32 protein-coding genes and 1 tRNA gene are annotated in these 24,514 nt (G+C 29.4%); 6 read left to right on the forward strand and 27 right to left on the reverse strand.

The window, feature by feature from the left end:
* Positions 1–245: 245 nt before the first annotated feature.
* From BEE63_RS09705 to BEE63_RS09790, 21 genes are all read right to left on the reverse strand, one after another.
* On the reverse strand, positions 246–938 hold the full coding sequence (locus tag BEE63_RS09705) for a hypothetical protein (protein WP_066021195.1): 693 nt from the start codon (positions 936–938) through the stop codon (positions 246–248).
* 1,004 nt (positions 939–1,942) lie between these two features.
* Complete coding sequence (locus tag BEE63_RS09710) at positions 1,943–2,785, reverse strand: hypothetical protein (RefSeq protein ID WP_066021196.1); 843 nt, start codon at positions 2,783–2,785, stop codon at positions 1,943–1,945.
* Between the two features lie 11 nt (positions 2,786–2,796).
* On the reverse strand, positions 2,797–3,219 hold the full coding sequence (locus BEE63_RS09715; RefSeq protein ID WP_066021197.1) for a Panacea domain-containing protein: 423 nt from the start codon (positions 3,217–3,219) through the stop codon (positions 2,797–2,799).
* 225 nt (positions 3,220–3,444) lie between these two features.
* On the reverse strand, positions 3,445–3,612 hold the full coding sequence (locus BEE63_RS21665; protein WP_175400841.1) for a hypothetical protein: 168 nt from the start codon (positions 3,610–3,612) through the stop codon (positions 3,445–3,447).
* 297 nt (positions 3,613–3,909) lie between these two features.
* Positions 3,910–4,179, reverse strand: a complete 270-nt coding sequence (locus BEE63_RS09720) for a hypothetical protein (RefSeq protein ID WP_066021198.1) — start codon at positions 4,177–4,179, stop codon at positions 3,910–3,912.
* 30 nt (positions 4,180–4,209) lie between these two features.
* Positions 4,210–4,956: a sigma-70 family RNA polymerase sigma factor gene (locus BEE63_RS09725; protein ID WP_066021199.1), complete on the reverse strand. Its 747-nt coding sequence runs from the start codon at positions 4,954–4,956 to the stop codon at positions 4,210–4,212.
* Positions 4,938–5,267 (reverse strand): hypothetical protein, encoded by a 330-nt coding sequence (locus BEE63_RS09730; RefSeq protein WP_066021200.1) that lies wholly within the window; start codon positions 5,265–5,267, stop codon positions 4,938–4,940. Before BEE63_RS09730 ends, BEE63_RS09725 begins: the two co-directional genes overlap by 19 nt.
* A 221-nt stretch (positions 5,268–5,488) precedes the next feature.
* Positions 5,489–5,686 carry a hypothetical protein gene (locus tag BEE63_RS09735; RefSeq protein ID WP_066021201.1) on the reverse strand — a complete coding sequence of 66 codons (198 nt, stop codon included), beginning with the start codon at positions 5,684–5,686 and terminating at the stop codon, positions 5,489–5,491.
* 23 nt (positions 5,687–5,709) lie between these two features.
* Complete coding sequence (locus BEE63_RS09740) at positions 5,710–6,588, reverse strand: phage major capsid protein (RefSeq protein WP_066021202.1); 879 nt, start codon at positions 6,586–6,588, stop codon at positions 5,710–5,712.
* Positions 6,589–6,731: 143 nt separating this feature from the next.
* Entirely contained in the window at positions 6,732–6,857 is a 126-nt protein-coding gene (locus tag BEE63_RS22315) for a hypothetical protein (protein WP_278286414.1), read from the reverse strand.
* 235 nt (positions 6,858–7,092) lie between these two features.
* Complete coding sequence (locus BEE63_RS09745; protein WP_066021203.1) at positions 7,093–7,893, reverse strand: J domain-containing protein; 801 nt, start codon at positions 7,891–7,893, stop codon at positions 7,093–7,095.
* Between the two features lie 17 nt (positions 7,894–7,910).
* Positions 7,911–8,129, reverse strand: a complete 219-nt coding sequence (locus BEE63_RS09750) for a hypothetical protein (RefSeq protein ID WP_066021204.1) — start codon at positions 8,127–8,129, stop codon at positions 7,911–7,913.
* 198 nt (positions 8,130–8,327) lie between these two features.
* Positions 8,328–8,480 carry a hypothetical protein gene (locus BEE63_RS21670; protein WP_157797108.1) on the reverse strand — a complete coding sequence of 51 codons (153 nt, stop codon included), beginning with the start codon at positions 8,478–8,480 and terminating at the stop codon, positions 8,328–8,330.
* A gap of 70 nt (positions 8,481–8,550) precedes the next feature.
* Positions 8,551–8,937, reverse strand: a complete 387-nt coding sequence (locus tag BEE63_RS09755) for a hypothetical protein (RefSeq protein ID WP_066021205.1) — start codon at positions 8,935–8,937, stop codon at positions 8,551–8,553.
* A 91-nt stretch (positions 8,938–9,028) separates the two neighbouring features.
* On the reverse strand, positions 9,029–9,298 hold the full coding sequence (locus BEE63_RS09760; RefSeq protein ID WP_066021206.1) for a hypothetical protein: 270 nt from the start codon (positions 9,296–9,298) through the stop codon (positions 9,029–9,031).
* Positions 9,299–9,661: 363 nt separating this feature from the next.
* On the reverse strand, positions 9,662–10,081 hold the full coding sequence (locus BEE63_RS09765) for a hypothetical protein (RefSeq protein ID WP_066021207.1): 420 nt from the start codon (positions 10,079–10,081) through the stop codon (positions 9,662–9,664).
* Complete coding sequence (locus BEE63_RS09770; RefSeq protein ID WP_066021208.1) at positions 10,059–10,730, reverse strand: helix-turn-helix domain-containing protein; 672 nt, start codon at positions 10,728–10,730, stop codon at positions 10,059–10,061. The genes BEE63_RS09765 and BEE63_RS09770 overlap by 23 nt, the downstream gene beginning before the upstream one ends.
* Before the next feature lie 49 nt (positions 10,731–10,779).
* On the reverse strand, positions 10,780–11,004 hold the full coding sequence (locus BEE63_RS09775) for a hypothetical protein (RefSeq protein WP_066021209.1): 225 nt from the start codon (positions 11,002–11,004) through the stop codon (positions 10,780–10,782).
* 99 nt (positions 11,005–11,103) lie between these two features.
* Positions 11,104–11,325 carry a hypothetical protein gene (locus tag BEE63_RS09780; RefSeq protein ID WP_066021210.1) on the reverse strand — a complete coding sequence of 74 codons (222 nt, stop codon included), beginning with the start codon at positions 11,323–11,325 and terminating at the stop codon, positions 11,104–11,106.
* Between the two features lie 28 nt (positions 11,326–11,353).
* Complete coding sequence (locus BEE63_RS09785; protein ID WP_066021211.1) at positions 11,354–12,172, reverse strand: BRO-N domain-containing protein; 819 nt, start codon at positions 12,170–12,172, stop codon at positions 11,354–11,356.
* A gap of 175 nt (positions 12,173–12,347) precedes the next feature.
* Complete coding sequence (locus tag BEE63_RS09790) at positions 12,348–12,536, reverse strand: helix-turn-helix transcriptional regulator (RefSeq protein WP_066021212.1); 189 nt, start codon at positions 12,534–12,536, stop codon at positions 12,348–12,350.
* Positions 12,537–12,677: 141 nt separating this feature from the next.
* Here BEE63_RS09790 and BEE63_RS09795 point away from each other — a divergent pair, with 141 nt between their 5' ends.
* Positions 12,678–13,256, forward strand: coding sequence for a helix-turn-helix domain-containing protein (locus tag BEE63_RS09795; RefSeq protein WP_066021213.1), 579 nt, complete (start codon positions 12,678–12,680; stop codon positions 13,254–13,256).
* Between the two features lie 442 nt (positions 13,257–13,698).
* On the forward strand, positions 13,699–14,952 hold the full coding sequence (locus BEE63_RS09800) for a site-specific integrase (RefSeq protein ID WP_066021214.1): 1,254 nt from the start codon (positions 13,699–13,701) through the stop codon (positions 14,950–14,952).
* Between the two features lie 147 nt (positions 14,953–15,099).
* On the opposite strand, the gene BEE63_RS09805 is transcribed toward BEE63_RS09800, so the two are convergent.
* Positions 15,100–15,176, reverse strand: a tRNA-Arg gene (locus tag BEE63_RS09805).
* Between the two features lie 324 nt (positions 15,177–15,500).
* Here BEE63_RS09805 and BEE63_RS09810 point away from each other — a divergent pair.
* Together BEE63_RS09810 and BEE63_RS09815 are read left to right on the forward strand one after the other, a co-directional pair.
* The gene (locus BEE63_RS09810; RefSeq protein ID WP_066021215.1) at positions 15,501–15,806 is read left to right on the forward strand and encodes a phasin family protein; all 306 of its coding nucleotides are present in this window, start codon (positions 15,501–15,503) and stop codon (positions 15,804–15,806) included.
* Between the two features lie 63 nt (positions 15,807–15,869).
* A complete protein-coding gene (locus BEE63_RS09815; protein ID WP_175400888.1) occupies positions 15,870–17,471 on the forward strand; it encodes an ABC1 kinase family protein in 1,602 nt (533 codons plus the stop codon).
* Positions 17,472–17,506: 35 nt separating this feature from the next.
* Here BEE63_RS09815 and BEE63_RS09820 read toward each other — a convergent pair whose 3' ends face one another.
* Positions 17,507–18,076: a TetR/AcrR family transcriptional regulator gene (locus tag BEE63_RS09820; RefSeq protein ID WP_066021217.1), complete on the reverse strand. Its 570-nt coding sequence runs from the start codon at positions 18,074–18,076 to the stop codon at positions 17,507–17,509.
* A 242-nt stretch (positions 18,077–18,318) separates the two neighbouring features.
* On the opposite strand from BEE63_RS09820, the gene BEE63_RS09825 reads away from it, so the two are divergent.
* Entirely contained in the window at positions 18,319–19,203 is an 885-nt protein-coding gene (locus tag BEE63_RS09825) for a phosphatidylserine decarboxylase (protein ID WP_066021218.1), read from the forward strand.
* Between the two features lie 72 nt (positions 19,204–19,275).
* Here the strand turns inward: BEE63_RS09825 and BEE63_RS09830 are convergent, their stop codons facing one another.
* Both BEE63_RS09830 and BEE63_RS09835 read right to left on the reverse strand, forming a co-directional pair.
* On the reverse strand, positions 19,276–20,379 hold the full coding sequence (locus tag BEE63_RS09830) for a hypothetical protein (RefSeq protein WP_066021219.1): 1,104 nt from the start codon (positions 20,377–20,379) through the stop codon (positions 19,276–19,278).
* Entirely contained in the window at positions 20,363–21,070 is a 708-nt protein-coding gene (locus BEE63_RS09835; protein WP_066021220.1) for a YiiX/YebB-like N1pC/P60 family cysteine hydrolase, read from the reverse strand. The genes BEE63_RS09830 and BEE63_RS09835 overlap by 17 nt, the downstream gene beginning before the upstream one ends.
* A gap of 243 nt (positions 21,071–21,313) precedes the next feature.
* On the opposite strand from BEE63_RS09835, the gene BEE63_RS09840 reads away from it, so the two are divergent.
* Positions 21,314–23,035: a ferredoxin hydrogenase gene (locus BEE63_RS09840; protein WP_066021221.1), complete on the forward strand. Its 1,722-nt coding sequence runs from the start codon at positions 21,314–21,316 to the stop codon at positions 23,033–23,035.
* Between the two features lie 168 nt (positions 23,036–23,203).
* Here the strand turns inward: BEE63_RS09840 and pyrE are convergent, their stop codons facing one another.
* Both pyrE and BEE63_RS09850 read right to left on the reverse strand, forming a co-directional pair.
* Positions 23,204–23,884: an orotate phosphoribosyltransferase gene (gene pyrE / locus BEE63_RS09845; RefSeq protein WP_066021222.1), complete on the reverse strand. Its 681-nt coding sequence runs from the start codon at positions 23,882–23,884 to the stop codon at positions 23,204–23,206.
* 11 nt (positions 23,885–23,895) lie between these two features.
* Positions 23,896–24,510 (reverse strand): hypothetical protein, encoded by a 615-nt coding sequence (locus BEE63_RS09850; protein WP_066021223.1) that lies wholly within the window; start codon positions 24,508–24,510, stop codon positions 23,896–23,898.
* Positions 24,511–24,514: the final 4 nt, after the last annotated feature.

A 24,514-nucleotide genomic window follows, 5' to 3' on the forward strand; every position in this document is an offset into this window, starting at 1 on the left:
TTCATATTGTTAAAGTATAATCCGATAGCTAAGTAAAAACTATCAGATTCTTATTGATGTTAGTAACAGATGTTTTAGTATAGGATGAATTACAGTCCTAATAATTGCCTTTTCTTTAATCTAAACTCTTTAAAAAGTTAATGAAGTAATATTTAACTCTGAGCATGCTTCTTTAAATAAATTTACTGCTTTATTAAATTCTTCCCCTCCATCTGATACTGAATATGGCTCTGAAAACATATTAACTAAAATTTGTTTAGCTTTAATAATTTTTCGTGACTTTTACTATCCTTAGCACTTACATAAGTCATTTCTGGGTTTGTTAACTCAGCTATATCTTCTTTTTCTAATGCTGCCATTTGGCTAAATCCATCTCCTACACTTAACTTGTTACCATCAATATATTTCCTTAAATTATTTAATCTAGTTTGAGTCTGCTTTATATTAAAAGTTATTAAAGTTCTGTAAGTTTCATCAATACTTTCAATTTGATATTTAAGTTTAGACCCGCCCTTTGTAAAAAGTATTATGTTGTTATTCTCAATTTTAGCTGGCACAGGCTTTCCCGAAGCATAGTTCAAATATTGATTACTTACCTCTCCATTAGTATTATCAGTTTCTACATTGTTTTGTGATACATTCTTATTATGCTCATCTATTTCTTTTATCTTCTCATTTAACTTTGCCTTAGATTCTGCTGTCATACTACGTAATTTATTTTTATCAATTTTGGTTCCTTCACTAAATAGGTATGGATAGTTTTTCCTATCAGATTCTTCTGTTGAGCCTGGATCTGCATTCATATTCAATGTGCTATTATCTTTGCTTGAATTTTGACTAGATTTGGTAGGTTTAATTCCCCCTGCACTTTTGCACCCTGATAACATACTTGCTAATAGTATTACTATTAAACTCAATGTTATATATCCTTTTTTCATTTGTCACCTCATATATTATATCTAAATACATTAATTTAAAATCGCACCTTATACATTAGTTTCAGTGTCTAATGTATTTTCATTACTATTGTATCATATTTCACCTTGTAGTTCCATGATATGCTTTAAAAGTATATTTTTCTTGTTTTCTATTATTTTGTCTTTTAATTTCTTCGTTTTACTTGTTTTTCCTTCTGTTTCCTTTTTTCTGAATTCTCCTTGTTTTTTATTTATGCGTGAATTGAAAAAGTAACTTCCGCTTTCAAATATAAACTGAATTTAGTCTTGCAAAGTGTTTAACATAATTAAATATGGATTAGATCAATGCTACTCATTATAAAAAATAGCTGAAAAGATATTGTTATATGACTTGTAATAAATACTTGACAAATTAACCATAATTCTAATTTTGACGACATTTCTCAAAAAATAAAAAATCCTGTAATACGTTGATATTACAAGATTTATCACTGGTGCGCACGAGAGGAGTCGAACCTCCGGCACGCGGTTTAGGAATGTGGGTGAGTACTTATTTTATGATTTAGTGCTTTGTCTTAAATCCTTATTTTAAGCCATTTACTAATTTTAGCTTGTTGTGTTTTATAGTGAAATTGGAGACTATTTTGTTTGCGTAGTCTCCAAATAGTCTCCAATTGGATTTAATAATTAGCACTTGTTTTATATATTACGTTTTGATATACTATTTATAAAAATTAAATAGAGGTGAGAAGTTATGTTGTTAAGCTTAAAATTATTGGGCTTTGAATTAACTATACGCATAAGAAAGATAAAATAATCTTTCTTATGTAGCTCCAAAGATTACATTTTGGAGCACCCAATAAGCCTAATAACAATAAATTAATAAAAACATAACTTTTCACAAACGGAATGAGTGGAGAAATCCACTCTTTTATTATTCAAAAAACTTATTAAGTAATAATAAAGTGCATACATAAAAAACACCTACTAATTTAATAGTAAGTGCTTAAAATATCAACTTAGATTTAATATAATAAATATGCAATTAAGAATATGGCCATAAATATTATTATTGATATATTAGGAATAACTATATGTGTATATTTAACAAACATTTTCTTATACCATGTGCAATCACACTTTTCTTTAGTACAAAATTTATCACATTTTCTACTAACTAAATCCTTGTCCACAATCCTACCTATGGAATATAATAGCAAATTTAATAAGTTAAATATCGCAAACACAACAAATCCACCTATAACCATTATCCCTAAAAAAGCATCATGATCCTTAAGATTGGTAACTCTTGAAAATATTTGGGATAATATGTTTAACCCACCAAATAAGCCAAAGGTTATTGATGAAAATATTCCCAAAATGGATATATATGAAATTTGTGCAGATTCCATTTTTTTATTAAATTTATTAATGTCATTATGAATTCCATCGATATCTTTATTTATATCATCTTGCACCTTGCTAGCTTCTTTATTAATTTTATTAACTTGTTTCCCAAAGGAGTTTAAACCATCCTGGGCATTCTTAGATATTTTACGCAGCTCAAATAATCTTATATTCTCTAAATTTATATGATCCCAAAGTTTTCTAACACTTTTTGCTGCTTCAGTATCTCCCATTTGTTCTTCTATATTTTTAATTTTTTCTGGTAGGAAATCCCTCTCTTCATCCTTTTCAATTAAAAAAAGTACTCGCGTTATATCGGAGTACTCATGCCTATAGCCATCTGAATAGAGATCATTAAATCTACCAACGTATCTTTTTAATTTTTTATCATTTAAATCAAAATCATGTGCTAATTCACTAATTAAATTCTCCAATATTACATCTTTCTTATTCTTAGCCATAATATCATCCTTTAATTACAAAAAAATTCTCTCATCTTTTCTTTAGTTATTATCTTTTCTCCATTATTATAAGTATCACGCCATGGAAATTCCGAATGCGTTTGTTCGACTAAAGTCCAAGCATTTAAATTACTTTTACTTATTATAACCGGATCAATAACGTCTCTCTCGCTTTGATCAATTTGAACATTACCCTGATAATTTGTAATGTCACTTGATGAATAACCATTAAATGTATAATAAACATCCGGCACTACCGGACCATATTGCCACGCCATTATATCATCTTGAAATAAGGCTTCACCATCATTATTTTTCATAAATTCCCCTTGAACATAATACAGTATTTTTTGCAATTGCAAATTACTTACTGGCCTTCTAAGTTCAATACATTTATTTATTATATACTTTGCAATATCTAAAGCGTTATGCACAAGTTCCACCTCCTCATTTCAATAGTTTTAAAATATTAATGCCATAATGGTATAATCTTGGTAAGTTAATTATACCACTAAATCATAAATTTTCAATTATTTTTATTGCATTTTATATTTTTTTTGATATAATATAAAAGTTTAACTAGTTTATATTATTCGTAATTACTATAAAAATATATTAATTTTTAATAATTTTTTATATAACCCTTCTTAATGTAAAAGCTAATCATCATCACAATGATCTTCCCCATCATAATGATTAAAATATTTATAGCTATCTTCTATAGGTTTTCCACATTTAGTACATACCAACCAATATCCAAAATCATCATTTTCACTATATACTGATGAATTACAATTGCAATTACAAAATTCCTCATCCTTGTACATATTATTGCCCTCCTTAAATATAGTATTTTACAAAATTTTATATGCTTTTTAATTTATGTCAATATATAAAAAATATAAATTTACAATAAGTATTCCCTATACCAATTTCAAACTAGGCAGCATTACTAAGATTATATACTTCTACTAATGAATCAACAAAAAACTAACATAATATTCATATTACCGTTTTTCTCAATACAATATTCTATATTATAATACATTTTCCTCCAATTTATTAAATAATTTATTTAAATTATTTTTAATAAGTTTTTTCATTTTAAACATTTAATATTTTCACTATATTTTATTTTGCTTATCTTCATTCACCATCTTCACAATTAAAGTATTATCTATAAAATCATCATTCCATATTTTAAACTTTCTCCTATAGCTCTTCTTATATCTTTTATATAATTCCTTAGCTGCTTCCATATCATCAATCAAGTAAACATCTTCTAATTTATAATTATTTAATATCTTAAATTTTCTTATTGGTATTCTTATATTCTCTTTATCAAAACTATATCCACGTGCTAACAACCAAGCTTCATTTTCAGTTAATACCATTGGCGATCCTCCCTTAATACTTACCCTATATTAAAAACAATGTATTTTAATTTTGTTCTTTATTATCCTACTATTTAAATACTTCTGTTTGAAATCTAGCTCTCTTATTTTTTCATCAATGCTATAATTGCAATTAATAAACCTATCTTTATAGTACTCTTTAGCCTTCTCCTGCCCCCATGATGTCCGCCTTAACTTCCCCATTGCTTTGTATTCTAACCCTTTAACACTTCCTGGATTAATTCCTAAAACTAATGCTATGTCCTTTAATATCATGCACTTATTATTATCCCACCCATAATGAAGCTTTAATATTTCACGTTCAGTGAGAGTATTATATTTATTCATAACTTCTTCAAGTTCTTTTCTAAGCTGCTTACAATATAATTTATCTTCTATATTTTCATAACTATTCTCTTGATCCTTTATTGTATCAACTAATTCCGCCTTATCATCATCACCAACTGGCATATTTATGCTTATTTCCTCATTTGTATTTCTAGCATTAATAAAACCACTCATTCTCTGATATATCCTATAAACTGCGTATGTAATGAATTTACAAGGGTGTTCAATATCAAACTTATATTTATCAGCAGCAGTGATAAGCCCTATAAATCCCTCTTGCTGTAAATCCTCTATATCAATAGAATTTGTTTTCTCTGTATAAAACTTATTAGCAAGCTTATAAACTATGCCCTTATTCTGCTCCACTAGCTTACTTAATGCTTGTTTATCTCCTTGTTGGTATAATTGCACTAAACCTTCGTTTTGCATACATAATCACCTATTTTATTAACTATTTTGTTTATCTTCCTGCCTATTGTACTGGCATCAAATTTATATAAAAAACTTAATTCTTTATTGCTTACTTTTTTAACAAATTTCAGATATATAAGTTTCTTTTCATCTTTATTTAGGTAATCTATTACAACATCTATATCCAATACAAGGTCTTGAAGTTCGTAAATTCTGCATTCTTTCTCCATGTATTCAATACTATTGCTGTCCATCTTACTACATTCTTCCTCTAACTTTTGCAGATCCTTTTTATTCTCAAAGTATTTTTTTAAATCTTTCTTAGTCATGTTTTTAAAATCTCACGCCTTTTATGAATTTTTTGCATATTTCGCACCCCACATCTATTATTAAAACCTAGTAAAACAGCCACCTCAAAGGCAATTTTGAGGTGGTCAAAAAAAATTGATAAGCGAATTTATTGGGGAGGAATGTGTTGACACCGGTCTCCCTCACATACCTTCAATCTTTTGGCATAGGGGGGGCTAATAAAATTTACCTTACTTTAAACTTATCTTATTTTATACCTATGCTCATCAAGTATATCCATTAATAATTGAAACCTATAATTTATTTCTCTCTCTTGACAAACCTTATACACAAGTTCAGTTCCTGTATTGGTTTCCGTTCCATCAGCTATATCTTCCTGCAAGTTTATTAACGTTTCTCCAATATCTAACACTTTCATTTTCAGTGATTCTACATTCATTTTAAATTTACTCCTTCCTACTACTAACTTACAGAAGCTATTCTAAATGCAGATTTAAGTTTAATTTGAATATCGCTATAGAAATCTAATGTAAAATAATATATTCCTGTCTTTGTATCCTTTGACACATCATAGTTAACCTCACCATCATAGTTTATATGCAGATAACTTAAGTCTCCTACTACTGGACTTAAACAGTTCTCTTCAATGATTATCTCTTGTTTAAATGGTACATTTGATATGCCCATGCTTGCCAACTGTTCAACTAATGTTAAGTAGTCACTACTATTCATAACTATCTTTGCATTGCTTCTAATCGCTTTAGGCAAGTCTAATACAGCAGCCTTTAACGCTTGATATATATTATTGCCTTGTTTCTCTGTTATCCCGCACTTATAAAAACTCATATGATCCACACTTGGAGTTAATGAAAATATATTTTTTAATTCCACAGCATCAACTGCAGTATGTAATAAATTTTCAATAGTATTAACAAAATAGTCTCTTGAACCAATATAAATAGTGTCTGATACTGCAATACCTACATAGTCCCTATACCTTCCAAATGCTACTGAATTACCTGTTGCTTGAATTTCTTGTAATACACCCTTATCCTCTATATAATCCGCACCGTTTAATTGTATTGATATTATAGGTACTTCAAGCCCAACTTTACTACTTACTGTAGCATATGTCTTTATTAAACTATTCTCTAGTGGTTCCATTAAAATATCTTTTTCTATTTCTACAGGTAGTATTTTTTTTGTAGTATCTGTATCAATATTAAGATTTTTTATCGTGCCATATGAAAACTCATTTTTCATACTCATACTAAATACATTTCTATAAAACTCATTCTTGGCTATTATTTTTTCTATACTTGACGTTTGCATTTTGACCATAGTTTTTCTCCTTTTATTTTTAATTTTCTTATTCTTAAATGCTTAAGATCTAAGATATTTCTAAATTTATGCTGAACACAAATTTCATAATACTTTGTGTCTGACATCATACCCACAATTTATCTCACGCTCCTTTATTGATATTACTTAACATCTTGCGTTGCTTTCTTATTCCAGTATCTCTCCTGTGCTGCCTTTACTTTGTCTTTGTTCCGTTCCCTCCACTTCTTCATATAATCATTTCTAGCCTGTTTTGCTTTATCTTCCAACTTACCTACCTCCAACTTTTAGGCAAATAAAAAGACCGCAGGAACACATTCAAAACCTTAAATAAAAGGTTTATGATATATTTCCTACGGTCATTATTTCTAATGCCTTACACTCATTGAGTGCAGTACTTTAATATTTATTTTTATATTTATATTATATCATAAATTTATGTCTAATGCCAGTTATATCAACGGTTTAGCGTAGTTACTATGTAACTTTTCATAATAACTACATTTATATTCCCCATTCTTCTTTAAGCTTATTGACTAATTTCATCATTTCACTGTCACCATTATTTAAATCGGGATGAAATTTCATAGCCAGTACTTTATATATCTTTTTAAGTTTACTTTTTTCATCATCTGTGTAGTTACTATTCTTTGAACTAAAATAACCACTAAAATCATAATTACTGTAGTTATTTTTAAAATTATCATAATAACTACTTTCATACTGCTGCTTCTTGTCCCAACCCGCTTTTAATTGATTTAAATATTCCTCATTTCTCAATGTTCCAAATACATCATAGCAATAGTCATAGGTATCTTCACCATACTTGTTTTCAAACTTGGTTTTAGCTTCTGTGTACTTCGCTATTATCTTATTATGTTTAACCTTGGTCTTATACTCTTCTGTGCCTTCATATTCCTTTGTTACTGTCTCAATAATAGGATTTAACTTTTCACATACCATATTGTATATATCATCAACACTTACACCAATTTCCTCTGAAACCTTTGTTATTTTACTATCTGCACAATTATATAAATCCCACTCTACTAAATCATAATAGCTCATGGTACATAATACCCATTGCTTTTTCTTAACCTTGCCATTTTCCCTATAACTTTTATGAATACTGATCCTGTAAGCTGTCTTTATAGTTCTTTCAAACTTTCCAGTGAAATTATACGTATATTTAGTAGCAGGCTTACCATCATCTATATGCCACGTAAATGTACCTACTTCTAACTTTTTATTTCCTCCATACTTATTAGGCTTTTTATTTTCTATCTTTTGAATAACACAATACAAATTATCACCACCATAGACTATTGTATATTCATTATCTTTAAAAGTTTGTCCTTATTTTGATACATATAATTTTCAACTTGTTCTTCCGAAACTTCGTCTATAATTTCAGTAACATCATCATCTATTTTAGCAATAGTTCTTTTATAAAACTTGTTTGTTCTTTCATCATGACAGTACCATATTTCTTTATTATCTAATACATCTCCAAATAAAAGTTCCAACTCTATTTTTAACATTTATAAATCCTCCTAACGATTATTATATTTTTTCTTCCATTTCAGCAGCTCTTTACGCTGTGGCTGCTTATTATGCTCTTTGCAGTAGTCTATATATGCCATAAATATATAAATACTCATATTATCACCTTGATTTTTAGCTTAAAACAAAGTAAACTTATAAGTGTCGAGGTTATAGGCTTACTTGTTTGGGTAAGCTTATTTTTTTTCAATTTCTACATGCACTCTCTTATATGTGCCTTGATTTCTATACTCTTTTGATATTTTCAATATATTAAACTTGTCTTTAAGCACTCTAATGAACTGTTCTTCTTCTTGATTGTTTAAATATAATACTTTTAGCTTAATCAATCGCTCATTACCTCACTTTATAAATTCAATAACCTTTACTTTAATTAATGCTAATATTGTCTTTAAATCCTTATTTTCTAGCCTTAGTTTTATGTTTTGCTCTCTCCTGTCTTTTTCCCATGACAACTCCATATTGGTAACAATCAACAATAGTTGATAAAACACCGCCGCACTTTCGTTGCCTTTTATTGTACTCTGTATTAAAAATGCTAATCAAAGTATCAAGAATATTATTTTTCGGGTATATTTGTTCTTTTAGAATCTTGGAAAGCTTTTTATCTATAGGAGGAATATCCCTAGTAACTGTATTCCCCTGTTCTTTTACGGTATCTATAGTTTTCTGACTTTCTTTTAAAATTAATTCCATTATATGTTTTAAATGTTCATTTTCTTTTTTTAATCCATCAGCTCCACTGTGTACGTCTTCATCAGTGTTATTCTTTAATGTTTCACTCATGTTAATTCCTCCTGTCTCATTAACCTTTGATTGTGTATCTAATAATTCAAGTAGTGCTTTATTGGATTTAATATTACATTTCATTGTTCCATTACCATACCATCACTCCCCTATATAATTGCAGCTCTGCACCAATACATGAACCTATATCAATATTTTCCAAATTCCTATTTTTAACACATCTATGAAATAATAATTTTCTTTTTCTGCTTGGCAACCTTCTATTTATGCAAATACATACAATGCCATCTTTCTTTAATCTAAATCCCGAATTAGAACCTAATTCAGTTTCTATAAGTAAAAACTTTTGACCATCATACTTAAATTTATAAGGCTTAACATTCATATTTAAATTGTTCATTACCAACCCTCCTATAATCATTATTTTTCTATTAGTAAATCTATAATATCCAGTGTCTAATGGTAGTTGTTGTTACCACCTTCTCATTTATCTGTTATCTTGATAGTCTTTTTCTAATTAGTTATATATTAATAGCCTGTCCCAGAAATTAAGTATATGGTATATATATATAAGGGTAGTCAAAAAGCATATGGGGGAAATAATCGGGAAATAGTAAGTAAAAACAGCATTGAAGCATTGGTATAACTACGTTTGTTTAGGTTTTTCCCGATAGTTAAAAAGAATATGGGGAAATTTTTACATCTTGCTACCGATAGTCAAAAAGCATATGGCGCGATAGTCAAAAAGCATATAGTGATTATTTTAAAGTACCTTTCTATTACACATTCTTTTCCATTCATCTTTAATCTGAAACTTAGGTGTGTTATAATATTTCCATTGGTCATTAAAACCGTATATGATTATTTTCTTAAAGCCGCCTTGTGGCTTATATTCAATAACCTTGATGAACCCACTTGCAATGAGTTCATCAATTGCTTTTTCAAAGGCTTTTTGACCTAATCTAGTATCTTTATAGGAAATACTTATATTATCCCTATTGGTGCTTATAACTTGTCCATTAACTATCTTTCTTTTGTATTTACTACGCATAAACATATATACCTTGATGGAATTTCCTTTTAATGCTTTCCATGCTTCCGAATTTAACATATCGAAATACATAGCTGCAAAATTACTATTTCCTTTTGTTTCAAAGCTTTCATGTGTTGTCTTTTTCCCCATCTATTTCAACCACCTTTGCATTTGTGGAACTTACGCTATCTTTTATAAACTTAAATAATAATGGCTTCTTGGTAGTTCTATCTTTCCTATTTAGAAAGTCCGTTAGTCTATATTGAGCCTTATATTTATCTGCTTCATACATCACAGAATAAGTGTCTATTGCCCTTTTTATATCTTCCAGTGTTATTAGCTTCAACATCTTATCAATGCCCTTCTTAATTGGAGTATTTAAGCTTGAAGCCTTAGTTATTCCTTTATCATTCCAGTAATTAAAAACCTCTGAATATATATCCTGTTTATCCTTCACCTTAATTGGGGTTACCCCTTTAACGGTGTTACCCCTTTTGTGGTGGTACTCCTTTTGTGGTGTTACTATAATATTGTTTGAAATATAATACTTGCAGCCTTTCCCTTTTACGGTTTCCTTACGTATAAATCCTTTATTTATCAATGACTTTATAGTCTTTATTATGGTATTGTCTTTTCGTATCTTACTACGCTGTATTAACTGCCTATAGTTTGGACTAGAATAGCCTTTATCTTCATCATAGTAACTTAATACTGCTATTAATAAACTCTGTTCCTGGATACTTAAATTCTTATTATCCAACAAGTTATTATATATAAATGTAAATCCTTGTCTCTGCATGTTACCACCAACTCATTAATTTTATTTAAGTGATCTACAGGTCTTAATCTCATTCAATCTTTCTAAGTACACCATATTGCTTTGTGTCAGCATCCTGTTTAACGTTTTTTAAAGCTTCATTTCTCAAAAATTCCTTGCAAAGTTCAACATCAAATATATATCTTGATCCACTCATTAAAAATGGTATTCTATGTTCTTTAGCTCGTCTCCTTAATTGATATTCTGTTAATCCTAATTCCTTTGCTGCTTCTTTCATATATGCCTTTTTAGCCATTTCTATAAATCTCCTTTATATTTCTTTTTCAATAACCTTGTATTCAGCTTCTGTAACTCCAACAGACGCATTACATAAACCTTTGTATCAAACACCCCCTTATTGCTGTAAAGTAATTGCTAAAAATAACTCCAAACTTAAATCAACATCTTTTCCTACAACTCTACACTCATGATTTTTAGTTATGCACAATTTAAATCCTAGCTTTTTCAAATAATTATCAAGTTTCTTATTTTTATTTATAAATTCTTTAATTTCAATTTCATTCGTCTTTCTATTTATTGAATTTTCTATAGCTTTACTGTTTATTAATTTATCCATAAAATACCTCCAAATCTAATTTTATAAATTAAGCTTCTTTACATAATGAATATAAATTTTCAGCCAATTCTTTAACATCATCTTCATATAATTTACAAGCTATTTCGTAAAGTTCTGGTATTTTACTCATAACCTTATCAATATAATCCACTTTATTTTTTAATTTGGGTTTGTGAGTAGAATTGTATTTTTCTAAACTATTATTTAAATTCAAATGATATTTCATTTCAAACTGCCTGTATAATTCTCTCCATCTTTTTTGAAAATCAGCACCTTTGTATCTAACAACCCTATTTAATACTTGTCTTTTTTCTGCCAATGTTATTTTATCAACTAAACCGCCTATTACATCATCTTTATGCTCTATCTGCTTTCCTTGACTATCTATAGTGGATTTTTGTAATGATATAATTTGATTTTGTTTTCTCACCGTACTAAGAGTATTTTTAAAAACAAGTCTTGTATTTTCATCAGCAAAAGGTAAATATGTTTCTACAAATAGATCATCATTGTTAACATAGCCTCCTGTATGATTTATTTTAGGTAATACATCAACTGCCAACCAATCTTGAAATTGTTCTGCAAGTTCATTACTTGCTTTAAATGCCAATTTGTATACTGCTGGTTCTGGAATAAAATCACCTTTTTTTAATGTACCCACTTGTGGGGATGAACTTAAATATTTATTGACCCTTGACCATCTCACACATACGTTGCCACTTTTGGCAACGGTGGTTATTCCTAAACTTAAAGCAACCTTTTCAACATCAAATACCCATTCATCATTATCAAGTTTTACTCCAATTTCAAACAAATCATTTTTAAAAATTTTTATTTTATTTTCCATAACTTAAATTCCTTTCTAAAACAAAATTCCAACATTACTTATAGTCAAGTAACACGTAATAATAGTAATTAATAATTAGAGCATTGACACTCTTTCTATGCCTTCCTGTGGCTGTCATATAGATATTTTTAGATGTGAATATTTTCCCTGATCCAATTTTGGATTGGCTAAATATTTAATCCTCGAAAAATAACTTCTGCGGTGTTGAATCAAGTGCTTTTGCTATCTTTACCATTTGGTCATAAGTAACATTAGAATAGTTGCCTTTTTCGATTTGAACCAATTTATTAGGCGAAATATTTACAATTTCTCTTAATTGCTTTTGAGTTAATCCTTTCTTTATTCTTGCTATTTTTACATTCATTTTTTATATCTCTGCCTTTCCGGTAATTTTATTACCTGTTATTTATATATTACGACAATTATATTACCGTTGTCAATACTATTTTACAAAAAGTTGTAATAATATTACCGGTGTGATAATATGTATTTCGAGGTGATTACATTGTCAATAGGCGAAAATATTAAAATTTATAGAAATAAAAAAGGCTTAACTCAACCCGAACTTGGCAAGCTAATACACAAAAGTGAAAGCTCAATTAGAAAATACGAAAGTAATACAGTAACTCCATCTGTAGATATTTTAAATGAACTAGCAAATAAACTTGATGTTACAATTAATGATTTACTTGGGTTAAATGATGAATATAGCAGAGCATCTTCTCTTTCAAACACATACTTTAATGCCGTAATGAAATGGAGTGAAGATAGATCATTCAATAGTATAGAAACAATTTGTATACGAGAACATTTTTTTGAATTGTTACTTAAATATAAAAATTTGATTAATTCTTTAAGTAATCTAAAATGCACATGGTCAAATATAGAGGAATCTTATTCAAAAATTTATAAAAATAGAAAAGATCCACTTTCTAATAGTGATATCAAAGAATTGTTTTTAAAACAGGAGTTGGAAAAAGAAATTGATAGCCTAGTAACTTGGATAAAAGCATTTCCAAATTCTATAACACATAGAGAAGTTGAATTATCTAACGAAAATAAAGATGATAATCAGCATATTTAAGCCATCTTACTATTAGTTATTAACCTTAAAGTACGAATTTCATACATTAAGCTAGGTCAATATTATTTACTTACCTGCAATCAATATTAAGTATCTGAACATTATTCACATACTTAAACTACGTGCATTTTACACATACCCTTAAGGTATTATTTCTTTTAAAGGAAATAACCTCATTGCCTTAGTTTTATACATGAATGTTGAAAACCGTTCCTACTGCATAATGAACGAATTAGCCATCAATGGCGAATATATAAAATAATAAAAGGGTAGCGTTTCAAATGTACTCCTGCGTCAAATTTGCCGCACCCTCGACATCAATGTCAAACCCTGCTTGTAATTTCAAGCACCTTAAGGAATATACCATATAGGGTATACCCTTGTAGTTACTATGATGATTTACACAATACCTACAAATAATATTACGAAAGGAGAATATCATATGGCAGCTATACAAAAGCGTGGTAAAAACTCATATAGACTTACTGTGTCCTGCGGCTATGATAAACAAGGTAAAAAGATTAGGAAGTATAAAACAATAGACCTCTCACATATAAAGCCTAATAAACAGCTAGAAGAAGCGCGAAAACAGTTTGTATTATTTGAAAATGAAGTTAAGAAAGGATTGTATCTTGATGCCGGTAAAATAACCTTTGAGGAATTTATAGACAAATGGTTAAAAGACTATGCAGAGCCGGAACTTGCACCAAAAACTTTATTTAGATATAAGGAACTATTAAGAACCCGTATTATACCCGCATTAGGGCATATAAAACTCAACAAACTTCAACCTACCCATTTAGTGGAATTCTATAATAATTTACGTGAAGATGGAATAAGAGCAGACGGAAAACATGGTGGCTTATCTGAAAGAACTATATTACATCATCATAGACTTATATCAAGTATTCTTACGTGTGCAGTACAGTGGCAATTCATATTAAATAACCCTGCTTCACGTGTTAAAGCTCCAAAAGTAGAAAAGAAAGAAGCAAGGCATTTCGATATAGAACAAACTGAATACATACTCGAATTAATGGAAAATCAGCCATTAAAATATAGACTTGCGATTTATTTAGATATATATGGAGGTATGAGACTTGGAGAACTTGCAGGTTTAAAATGGAATGATGTTGACTTTGATAATATGCTTATACGAATTGATGAATCACTGCAGCACGTTACCGGCAAAGGAACTTTTGAAAAATCAACTAAAAATGAAACAAGTAACAGAATAATATCCGTACCTAAAACAGTTATAAGCCTCTTAAGGCAATACAAAGTATGGCAAAACGGAGAAAAGGCAAAATTAGGGAACTTATGGCATGATGAATATGATAATATCTTCACAACTAGAGATGGAAAACCAATCTATCCAGGTACTATAAGTTCATGGTTCCATAAATTTATAAAAAATCACAATGAAGCCATTATGAAAGATAGCAATACATCCAAAGATGATAAAGTAAAATACCTACTGGACAATGTTAATTTTCATGGTTTAAGGCACACAAGCGCAACCATATTAATAAACCAAGGTATAGATGTTACAACTGTCAGTAAAAGGCTAGGTCATGCACGTACCTCTACCACTACTGATATATATTCACATAGTTTACAAAGAGCAGATAGATCAGCAGCAGATAAATTAGAAAAATTATTTAATAATGAAAATGATACAAAAAAAGAAGTTTAATTTTTACTTACTTTTAGTGTAATTTACATTCTTATTAACTCATTTTTTATATAAGTAGTCTCCAAATAGTCTCCAATTCAGTATTTTACCCGCATTTCTGAAAAAATAAAAAATCCTGTAATACGTTGATATTACAAGATTTATCACTGGTGCGCACGAGAGGAGTCGAACCTCCGGCACGCGGTTTAGGAAACCGCTGCTCTATCCTACTGAGCTACGAGCGCATATTAAATTGTTCCACTACAAGTTATTATTTTATTACTAAAACGGTTTTATGTCAATATATAATGTAGATACTAAAAAAATTTTTACAGCAATTATTATTAAAATTTATGTTTTAGAATTACTTAACTTTATTTTAACTACATATTATATATAAGATTTCAAATAAAGTTTAACTATTGTCACCATAAGCTTATTATATATTTTAGTAATATCATATCTTTTGTAATGTTTCCTAAATTCTGATAAATTAGATATTTTTAATTTACAAATCTTAAGCATTTTGCTATGATGATAGTATAAACTATGTAAGGGAGATGATCTTAATGGTAGACGAATTAAAAAAGGTTCTTCTTGCAGGCTTAGGTTCAGCCGCCTATACTTACGAAAAAGGCTCAAAGCTAATTGATGGAATGGTTGAAAAGGGTAAAATAACACTTGATGAAGGAAAAGAACTCTCACAAGAACTTAAAAAGAATATAAAAGAAAAAGGTGAAAAAGTAAGCGAAAAAGTAAAACCTGTTTCTAAGCAAGATATCTCTGACCTTTTAGAAGCTTATACTGCAGGCTTAAAAGCTGAAATAACTGATTTAAAAGACAGGGTTGCTAAACTAGAAGATAAAGTTCAATAATTTAGTATATTAGGAAGCCCTAACCCTTGTTAGGGCTTTTTATCTTTCTGAAAAGAGGTTATTATCATGAAGAAATCCGTACAAAGATTCAGGCAAATAGTTAAAGTACTTGCTTTTTATGGCTTTGGATACATTGTGGACTCTAAACTCAATAATTCCAAAAATTCACCTGAAAACCTCAGAAAAGCATTTGAAGAGCTTGGACCAACATTTATTAAAATAGGTCAGATTCTCAGCACGCGTCCAGATTTAGTTTCTCCTGAATACATAAAGGAACTTTCAAAGCTGCAAGATAAAGCTCCAGAAGAATCTTTTGAAAACATACAAAAAACTTTCAAAAAAGAATTTAATAAATCAACTAGCGATTTATTTTCCCACTTTAATGAAAAACCACTTGCATGTGCCTCCATTGCTCAAGCTCATGAAGCCACTTTAAAAGATGGTAGAAACGTAATTGTAAAGGTTCAAAGGCACGGTATAGAAGAAAAAATGAAACTGGATCTTTCAATATTATATAAAATAGCAAGTCTAACAAAAGCTAAATTTTCTGATGCCTTAATAGATCCAAAAGAAGCTATTGAAGAATTAATGACTTCAACGGAATTGGAACTGGATTTTAAAAATGAAGCTAAAAACATAGAGCTTTTTAAAAAACTGAATAAAGATGTAGCTTTTGTTACATGTCCATACATATTAAAGAATTTATCTTCGCAACATATTATAACTATGGAAAAAATAAACGGCTTTAAAATAACAGATACTAAGGCGCTTAAGCATGATGGTTACGACATGGATGACCTTGGTAAAAAGCTTGCTCTATCATTCTTTAAACAGGTTTTTCAAGATGGTTTTTTTCATGGAGATCCCCACCCAGGAAATATACTGGTACGTGACACAAAAATATGCTATATAGATTTTGGTATTATGGGTCACTTAAATAAAAGTCTTAAAAGTGCACTTAACGATATAATTATTGCAATATCTTATCAGAATATAAATAAACTTATATCCGTAATTATGTCCATAGGAATAAAAACTGGATACGTTGATAGAAATGAACTTTATGAAGACATAGATTATATTTTTGCAAGCTACCTTTCAACTTCTCTTGAAAATATAAAAATATCTGAGCTAATTCAAGAAGTATTTGAATGCTCAAAGAAAAACAACGTGCGTATGCCTAAGGATTTAATTATTTTAGTGAGAGCTTTTGTAATAATAGAAGGGGTTATTGCCAAAATTTCTCCTGATATTTCATTTTTAGATGTTGCCATTCCCTTTGTTAAAGAACAAAACAAAGGTGAAATTTTCAAAGATTTTAATATGTATGAAATGCTTTTTAATTCTTATATGTTTTTAAAAACTTCGTCTAAGGTTCCTAAAAAATTTATAGATTTAAGTGACAGCATAATGAGAGGTCGTGCAAAATTCCAGCTTAACCTTACAAACTTAGAAACACCTATAAACGAACTTAGTAAAATGATAAATAGGCTTATACTCGGAATAATAATATCATCCATGATAATAAGTTCTTCTTTAATTTTACATTCAAATGTAGGCCCTAAAATATACAATATTTCAATAATAGGTATAACCGGTTACCTTATAGCTGCTTTAATGGGATTTTGGCTACTTATTTCTATAATACGTTCGCATAAAATGTAAAAAACCTCATTTATTTATATCATGAGGTTTTATTCTTATACTAATTCTATTCCGTTGAGAACATATTTAGTTAGATTATTAGCTAAGTTCTCCATATTCTCTTTACCATCATATATTAAATCATATATAGCACCCGAACATAGCAAACCAAAAAAGGTATATGACATAAATTTAGTTTCGCCTTTCTTTATGTAACCCATTTCCATAGCATCCTTAAGATACTTTTCAATTATTTCTATGTACTCGCCTATAACATTTCTTAATTCTAACTGCCTTGATTCCTGACCCCAAAGCTGGCTCATTAAAACTTTAATAAATTCTCTATTTCTATATATCATTCCAATTTGAACTCTACATATAGCTTTTAATTTACTTGCAGGATTGCTCTGTTTATCTGCTTCATCTTTCATTTCTTCTTTTATAATATTCATACCTTCCGTAATTACATATTTAAAAATTTCTTCCTTACTTTTAAAATGATAATACAGAGTTCCCTTTGCAACTTTAGCACTTGTAGCTATTTCATCCATTGTAGCTCCATCGTACCCATTTTTAGAGAACACACTAAGTGCAGACTTAAATATAGCATCTTTAGTCTTGTTCATAAAATCACTCCACATTTCGACTTTATAGTGTTTTTATCCAAATAATTAGCTTATACATACACCTTGATACTTTAAAACTTAAGTCGCTGAACATGTGCATATAGAAGCTATTAATTACATTTATCTAGTTTAATTATAGTATTATACTGTAACTTCATCAAGTAATTATTTTGACATTACTGCATTTTAGAGCTTATAATTGTATGGTATTTATTAATTTTGTATGTAGAGAGGTTTTTAAAATGATTAAATATTATAACCGAAAAACAAAACAATACGAAATTGAAAAAGTTGCAGGAGAAAATTATCTCAAGTGGATTTACTCATCACCTATTGGCATGGGCTTTCTCGAAGCTATAGTAAAGAAGAAGGCATTTTCAAGCATGTACGGTTCATTTTGTGATTCTAAAAGAAGCAAAGCTAAAATCAAAAGTTTCATACAAAATTTTGATATAAATATGTCGGAATGTGTAAAAAAAGAATCAGAGTTCACTTCTTTTAATGATTTTTTCACAAGAAAACTAACAAAAGGGGCAAGACCTTATGATGAGGATCCTAATATTTTAATTTCACCTGGTGATGGTAAGCTTGTTGCTTATGAAAATATAGATTTAGACAACTTAGTTCAAATTAAAGGCATAACTTATAGTTTAAAGGAACTTATAAAAGATGAAAAAGTAAGTTCAAAATATGAAAATGGAACATGTATTATTTTAAGGCTCTGTCCAACAGATTACCACAGATTTCATTTTGTAGACAGCGGCTACTGTAGTGACACTCATAAAATAAAAGGCTCTTACTACTCTGTAAATCCTATTGCATTAAATAAGGTAAAAAAATTATTTTGTGAAAACAAGAGAGAATGGAGCATATTAAAATCAGATAATTTCAAAGATATATTATATGTAGAAGTTGGAGCAACTTGTGTTGGAAGCATAATACAAACTTACAGCGAAAATACTAAAGTTTCAAAAGGTGATGAAAAAGGTTACTTTAAATTCGGAGGCTCAACAATAGTTCTGTTTTTCGAAAAGGATTCAATAAAAATAGATAATGATATCCTTGAGCAAACGAAGCTCGGACATGAAACAAAGATACTTATGGGAGAAAAAATAGGAACTAAATAATTTTTGAGAACAGTTTAAATAAGACTTATTTAAGCTGTTCTCAAAATATTGTTACTTCCCATAGATAAATACTTAATGAACTAGAAAAAATCCATCAATTCTATAATCTTTTCTACTATCCATAATTTTAAATTGACTTAAAGGCTTGAAATCATCTGCATTATAGATGTACATATTTTTATTATCACATATATAAACCTTATTATCCTTAACTTCTAGCTGCATTAAATTATGCTTAAAAGAATATACCTTCTGCTGCCCAGTACTTAAATTTAATTCTGTAAGCTTATTTCCATTGTTGTTTACAGGATCATAGTGACTTATAAGCAGCTTGTCTTTGTATATCCTTAAATGGTCTGGATAAGGTTCATTAAGCTTTATATCCTTAACAGTATTATCCTTTATATCAAAGGCTGAAATAGTACTTGATGGAGTTTTACCATCCTGAGACATCATGTGAGTAAAATATATATTTTCACCACAAATAACACTGTCAAAAACAGATTGATCAGACTTTATTTTTACCGCCTTGTTAATATTAAACTTATTAGGATCGATTACATTTATAGTTATTGTGCCATCTCTATCATCAGAATCACTAAAAGTATAAAGGTAACTTCCATACAAAGCAATATGTTGTACAAGTCCCTCTACCTTTAAGATCTTTTCCTTTTTTCTTGTTTTTATATTATATTTTGTTAATATTGAACCTTTAGGAGGACTATTAGTTGTAAATATATAATCATCATTTGCTGCAACCGAGAAAATTCCTTCTGCTACATTATACGTATTACAATTGCCAGTTTTCATATTAAACTCAACAACTTTTTTACTTCTATTAGAATACCCTCCTATGGAGTTAGTATATATCTTATTTTTATATCTCACTGGAGAAAGAAATCCAGAATTCACATCTGTACAATTAATCTTACTAGTACATATGTTTTCATTATTTGAATCATAAAATTTTATATAGCTAACATCATTAAAAGTAGATGATTCAATAACTCCAATTTCAGATTTATTAATATCTAACCTCTCACTATTAACAGAAATGCTTTTACGTGAGCTTTTAAAATTTTTCTTATGAGGGCTTTCTGAAACCTTACTACAGCTTGTTATTAGAATTATAGCAAGTATTAATGATACAAGTTTAATTTTATTGCCACTGTGCATAAATCGTATCCACATTATCCTGATTTGGAAGATCAAGAGGAAGTATTACATGATCAATAGTTTTTTTAGAGTCTATATCTATTCCATATAAGTCCTTATATGATGCCCATACCAATTGAGAGCAATAAAATCTGTCTCTTGTATTAATATTGAAAAAGTCCCAATTATATGGCTTACCTACTTGCTTATCACACCACTGTGCTGCTTGCTCATCTTGAGTATCTGTAGTTCCTTTTACAGTAATTCCTTTTACAGTAGAATATCTGCTTTTCCATGTATTCGGTAACCTTTGAACACCGCCTACATTTTCTGATTCTACTGTTGTTGATGCTGTTAACACTATGCCAGCATGTCCAACATGGGCTCCTAATATACTTTGACCTTTTGTAACGAGTATTACTCCAGTTCTTGTTGGATATTCTCCAAAACTTGTACTTGATTTACTTAGGTTACTAGTTTTAAAATATTGAACCCCCTTTTTATCTTTATAATCTCTAATAACCTTTGTGTTTTCTGGAGAAAATGAATTATAAAGCTTGTCCAGTTGTCCTTTATGCTGATTCAGCATTTGTTGATCTTGTGCTATTACAGAACTATTATCATTAGCTTTTGCATATACACTAAAATTGCTTAACGTGAAAGTAAGTGAAGCAGCTAACATAATAGCTAAGACTTTTTTTGATTTTTTCATTATGTGTCCCTCCTTGTACTTTTTGTTACAATTATAACATATTATTACACTGCATGAAAATATTTATAAATATAATATTTTTTTATTTGATAAAATAAAGCTATTTAAATATTTTAGACTACAATTAATTATGATATAATTATATTTGTATGTGATATGAATTACTGTCTTACAACGTGAATTTTTTAACAAAGTTATTTAATATTAATTTTTAATATACAATCTAATATTGGGAGGATAATCATGAAAACAATAATCTTAAATGGCAAGGAAGTACAAACGGATAAAGACATTACTATTCTTGAATTAGCAAGAGAAAATAATGTTGATATTCCTACACTATGCTTTTTAAAAGATTGCGGTAATTTCGGAAAATGTGGAGTCTGTATGGTTCAAGTAGAAGGCAAAGGATTCCGAGCTGCTTGTGTTTGTAAAGTTGAAGATGGAATGGTTATAAATACAGAATCCGATGAAGTGAAAGAGAGGATAAAAAAGAGAGTCTCAATGCTCCTCGATAAACATGAATTTAAATGTGGTAAATGTCCTAGAAGAGAAAATTGTGAATTTCTTAAACTTGTTATAAAAACAAAAGCAAGAGCTTCAAAACCTTTCTTACCACAGGATAAAACACCTTTTGTTGACGATAGAAGTAAGGCTATCATAATAGACAGAACAAAATGTGTATTATGTGGAAGATGCGTTGCTGCTTGTAAAAAGTATTCAGGCACCTCTGCAATTCAATTCATAAAAAAAGATGGACAAAGGGCTGTTGGAACTGTTGATGATATATCTTTTGATGATTCAAAATGTTTATTATGTGGTCAATGTGTTGCTGCATGTCCTGTTGCAGCTTTAAGAGAACAGCCTCATATAGAAAAGGTAAAGGCTGCACTTGCCGATCCTAAAAAACACGTAATTGTTGCAATGGCACCTTCTGTAAGAACTGCAATGGGTGAATTATTCAACATGGGCATGGGAAAAGATGTAACTGGAAAATTATATACAGCTCTTAGAGCACTTGGATTTGATAAAATATTTGATATAAACTTTGGTGCAGACATGACTATAATGGAAGAAGCAACTGAACTTCTTCAAAGAGTTAAAAAGGGCGGTCCATTCCCTATGTTTACGTCATGTTGCCCTGCATGGGTAAGATTAGCTCAGAATTATTATCCTGAACTTTTAGGTAATCTTTCATCAGCAAAATCTCCACAACAAATATTTGGAACTGCCACTAAAACATATTATCCTTCAGTATCTGGAATTGCTCCAGAAGATGTTTATACTGTTACTATTATGCCATGCAATGATAAAAAGTACGAGGCAGATTTACCTTCCATGGAGACTAATGGTTTGAGGGACATCGATGCATCCTTAACTACAAGAGAACTCGCTAAAATGATAAAAGATGCCAAAATTAAGTTTGCTGATCTTGAAGACAGTGAAGTTGATCCTGCTATGGGAACTTACAGTGGAGCTGGAACTATCTTTGGTGCGACTGGTGGAGTTATGGAAGCTGCATTAAGGACAGCCAAAGATTTTGCAGAAAACAAAGATCTCCATGATGTTGATTACACTGAAGTAAGAGGTCTTAATGGCATTAAAGAAGCTGAAGTTGAGATAGCTCAAAACAAATATAATGTTGCCGTTATAAACGGTGCTGCTAACTTCTTTGAGTTTATGAAATCAGGAAGAATGGATGAAAAGCAATATCATTTTATAGAAGTTATGGCTTGTCCTGGAGGCTGTGTAAATGGCGGAGGTCAACCTCATATAAGTGCAATAGATAGAGAAAAGATTGATTATAAAACATTGAGAGCTTCTGTGTTATATAACCAAGATAAAAATCTTCCAAAGAGAAAATCACATGAAAATCCAGCTATAATAAAGATGTATGATAGCTACTTTGGAAAACCAGGTGAAGGCCTTGCTCATAAGCTACTTCATCATGTATATGAAAAATAAATAATTAACTTCAATTAATATTATTTCATATCATAAATCCTAAAAATCACTTTTAAATAATAAAAAGACTTAGAAATTTCAATATATCATCATTGAATTTCTAAGTCTTTTCAAAATTAAGCCATAAAATCTTATTTAGATATGACTTTTATTTAATCTCATATAATATTATTCATTTACTATTCCGTATTCTTTGTAGTAATTTTCTATTTTCTCTTTCATTTCATTATTAATTAAAACTTTACCGTTTACCTTCCTGTTATAAAGATACTCTACGACCTCTGCCATGGTAACAATTGAACATGTCTTGAAGCCAAATTTCTCTTTAAGCTCAGTTAAAGCAGATTTTTCTCCCTTTCCTCTTTCCATTCTATCAACAGATATTATAAGTCCTTTTACATCAACATCTGCCTGTGATTTCAAGATAGGCATAGTTTCATAAACCGAAGTTCCAGCCGTAGTAACATCTTCTACTATTATAACTCTATCCTCATCTTTAAGCTTTGAACCAAGAAGTATTCCCTTGTCCCCGTGATCTTTAACTTCCTTCCTGTTAGAACAATATGATGCGTTAATTCCATATTCAGTATCAAGAGCCATAGCTACTGAAACACTTAGTGGAATGCCCTTATATGCAGGTCCAAATAGAATATCAAAGTCATCACCAAAATTATCATATATAGCTTTCGCATAAAATTTTGATAATTTATTTAGTTCTCTACCAGTTTGATAATTTCCCGTATTTATAAAAAATGGAGTTCTTCTTCCACTTTTAGTTATAAAGTCACCAAAAGTAAGTACGTTACTCTCCACCATAAATTCTATAAATTCTTGCTTATATTTTTCCATCACTAATCCTCCTATTTTAAAAAATCAATATACTCTTCTACTACTCTTTCTAGTATTTTAAGACTTCTTATAATATTATCTTTTATCTCAAGTGAATGATTTGCCTTTTCAAATAACATTAAATTCACATTACTATTTTTCTTAATTTCATCTACACATTCTCTTTTTAGAAATTCATCACTGGTACCTGATATTACAGTACACTCCCTGTCAATTATGTATTTTAAAGTTTCATCAATAGGTGTCAGATAAAAGAACTTAATATTATTTAATTTTAATTTTTCCGATGTACATCCTGCTATTTCCGTTCCAACACTTTTTCCAACAAAGTAAATACAATCATACTCTCTTCTTATACTTCTATTTATTATATCAGCAATTTCAATGGATACGTCTTCAATTTTCTTTGCACCTATGTCCCCCCACGAAATTACATTCTTATAATTTATGCATAAAACGTCATTACAATTCTGTAGAGCTACTTTTCTTGCATAATAGAGAAGAGGTTTGTTATGGTCATAATTTATTCCTGGAAATGTGATAGTAAGAGATTTTGAATTTTTATCAGAATAAAATTCACCATACATATCTTCATATTTTAATGATTTAATGATTTCATTATTCATAATA

Origin of the sequence: Clostridium pasteurianum, assembly GCF_001705235.1 — a bacterium.
Classification (GTDB): Bacteria; Bacillota; Clostridia; order Clostridiales; family Clostridiaceae; genus Clostridium_S; species Clostridium_S pasteurianum_A.

What these genes read in the sequence shown, in the direction of transcription:
- BEE63_RS09840 (WP_066021221.1), top strand. Translation starts at nt 21,314, where the DNA reads ATGAAAACAATAATCTTAAATGGCAAGGAAGTACAAACGGATAAAGAC.
- BEE63_RS09710 (WP_066021196.1), bottom strand. Translation starts at nt 2,785, where the DNA reads ATGGCTAAGAATAAGAAAGATGTAATATTGGAGAATTTAATTAGTGAA.
- BEE63_RS09755 (WP_066021205.1), bottom strand. Translation starts at nt 8,937, where the DNA reads ATGAGTGAAACATTAAAGAATAACACTGATGAAGACGTACACAGTGGA.
- BEE63_RS09835 (WP_066021220.1), bottom strand. Translation starts at nt 21,070, where the DNA reads ATGAAAAAATCAAAAAAAGTCTTAGCTATTATGTTAGCTGCTTCACTT.
- BEE63_RS09825 (WP_066021218.1), top strand. Translation starts at nt 18,319, where the DNA reads ATGATTAAATATTATAACCGAAAAACAAAACAATACGAAATTGAAAAA.
- BEE63_RS09800 (WP_066021214.1), top strand. Translation starts at nt 13,699, where the DNA reads ATGGCAGCTATACAAAAGCGTGGTAAAAACTCATATAGACTTACTGTG.
- BEE63_RS09725 (WP_066021199.1), bottom strand. Translation starts at nt 4,956, where the DNA reads ATGCAAAACGAAGGTTTAGTGCAATTATACCAACAAGGAGATAAACAA.
- BEE63_RS09780 (WP_066021210.1), bottom strand. Translation starts at nt 11,325, where the DNA reads ATGGATAAATTAATAAACAGTAAAGCTATAGAAAATTCAATAAATAGA.
- BEE63_RS09735 (WP_066021201.1), bottom strand. Translation starts at nt 5,686, where the DNA reads ATGAATGTAGAATCACTGAAAATGAAAGTGTTAGATATTGGAGAAACG.
- BEE63_RS09785 (WP_066021211.1), bottom strand. Translation starts at nt 12,172, where the DNA reads ATGGAAAATAAAATAAAAATTTTTAAAAATGATTTGTTTGAAATTGGA.
- BEE63_RS09820 (WP_066021217.1), bottom strand. Translation starts at nt 18,076, where the DNA reads ATGAACAAGACTAAAGATGCTATATTTAAGTCTGCACTTAGTGTGTTC.
- BEE63_RS09810 (WP_066021215.1), top strand. Translation starts at nt 15,501, where the DNA reads ATGGTAGACGAATTAAAAAAGGTTCTTCTTGCAGGCTTAGGTTCAGCC.
- BEE63_RS09790 (WP_066021212.1), bottom strand. Translation starts at nt 12,536, where the DNA reads ATGAATGTAAAAATAGCAAGAATAAAGAAAGGATTAACTCAAAAGCAA.
- BEE63_RS09850 (WP_066021223.1), bottom strand. Translation starts at nt 24,510, where the DNA reads ATGAATAATGAAATCATTAAATCATTAAAATATGAAGATATGTATGGT.
- BEE63_RS09765 (WP_066021207.1), bottom strand. Translation starts at nt 10,081, where the DNA reads ATGGGGAAAAAGACAACACATGAAAGCTTTGAAACAAAAGGAAATAGT.
- BEE63_RS21665 (WP_175400841.1), bottom strand. Translation starts at nt 3,612, where the DNA reads ATGTACAAGGATGAGGAATTTTGTAATTGCAATTGTAATTCATCAGTA.
- BEE63_RS09720 (WP_066021198.1), bottom strand. Translation starts at nt 4,179, where the DNA reads ATGGTATTAACTGAAAATGAAGCTTGGTTGTTAGCACGTGGATATAGT.
- BEE63_RS09740 (WP_066021202.1), bottom strand. Translation starts at nt 6,588, where the DNA reads ATGGTCAAAATGCAAACGTCAAGTATAGAAAAAATAATAGCCAAGAAT.
- pyrE (WP_066021222.1), bottom strand. Translation starts at nt 23,884, where the DNA reads ATGGAAAAATATAAGCAAGAATTTATAGAATTTATGGTGGAGAGTAAC.
- BEE63_RS09705 (WP_066021195.1), bottom strand. Translation starts at nt 938, where the DNA reads ATGAAAAAAGGATATATAACATTGAGTTTAATAGTAATACTATTAGCA.
- BEE63_RS09830 (WP_066021219.1), bottom strand. Translation starts at nt 20,379, where the DNA reads ATGCACAGTGGCAATAAAATTAAACTTGTATCATTAATACTTGCTATA.
- BEE63_RS09760 (WP_066021206.1), bottom strand. Translation starts at nt 9,298, where the DNA reads ATGAACAATTTAAATATGAATGTTAAGCCTTATAAATTTAAGTATGAT.
- BEE63_RS09775 (WP_066021209.1), bottom strand. Translation starts at nt 11,004, where the DNA reads ATGGCTAAAAAGGCATATATGAAAGAAGCAGCAAAGGAATTAGGATTA.
- BEE63_RS09770 (WP_066021208.1), bottom strand. Translation starts at nt 10,730, where the DNA reads ATGCAGAGACAAGGATTTACATTTATATATAATAACTTGTTGGATAAT.
- BEE63_RS09750 (WP_066021204.1), bottom strand. Translation starts at nt 8,129, where the DNA reads ATGTTAAAAATAGAGTTGGAACTTTTATTTGGAGATGTATTAGATAAT.
- BEE63_RS09730 (WP_066021200.1), bottom strand. Translation starts at nt 5,267, where the DNA reads ATGACTAAGAAAGATTTAAAAAAATACTTTGAGAATAAAAAGGATCTG.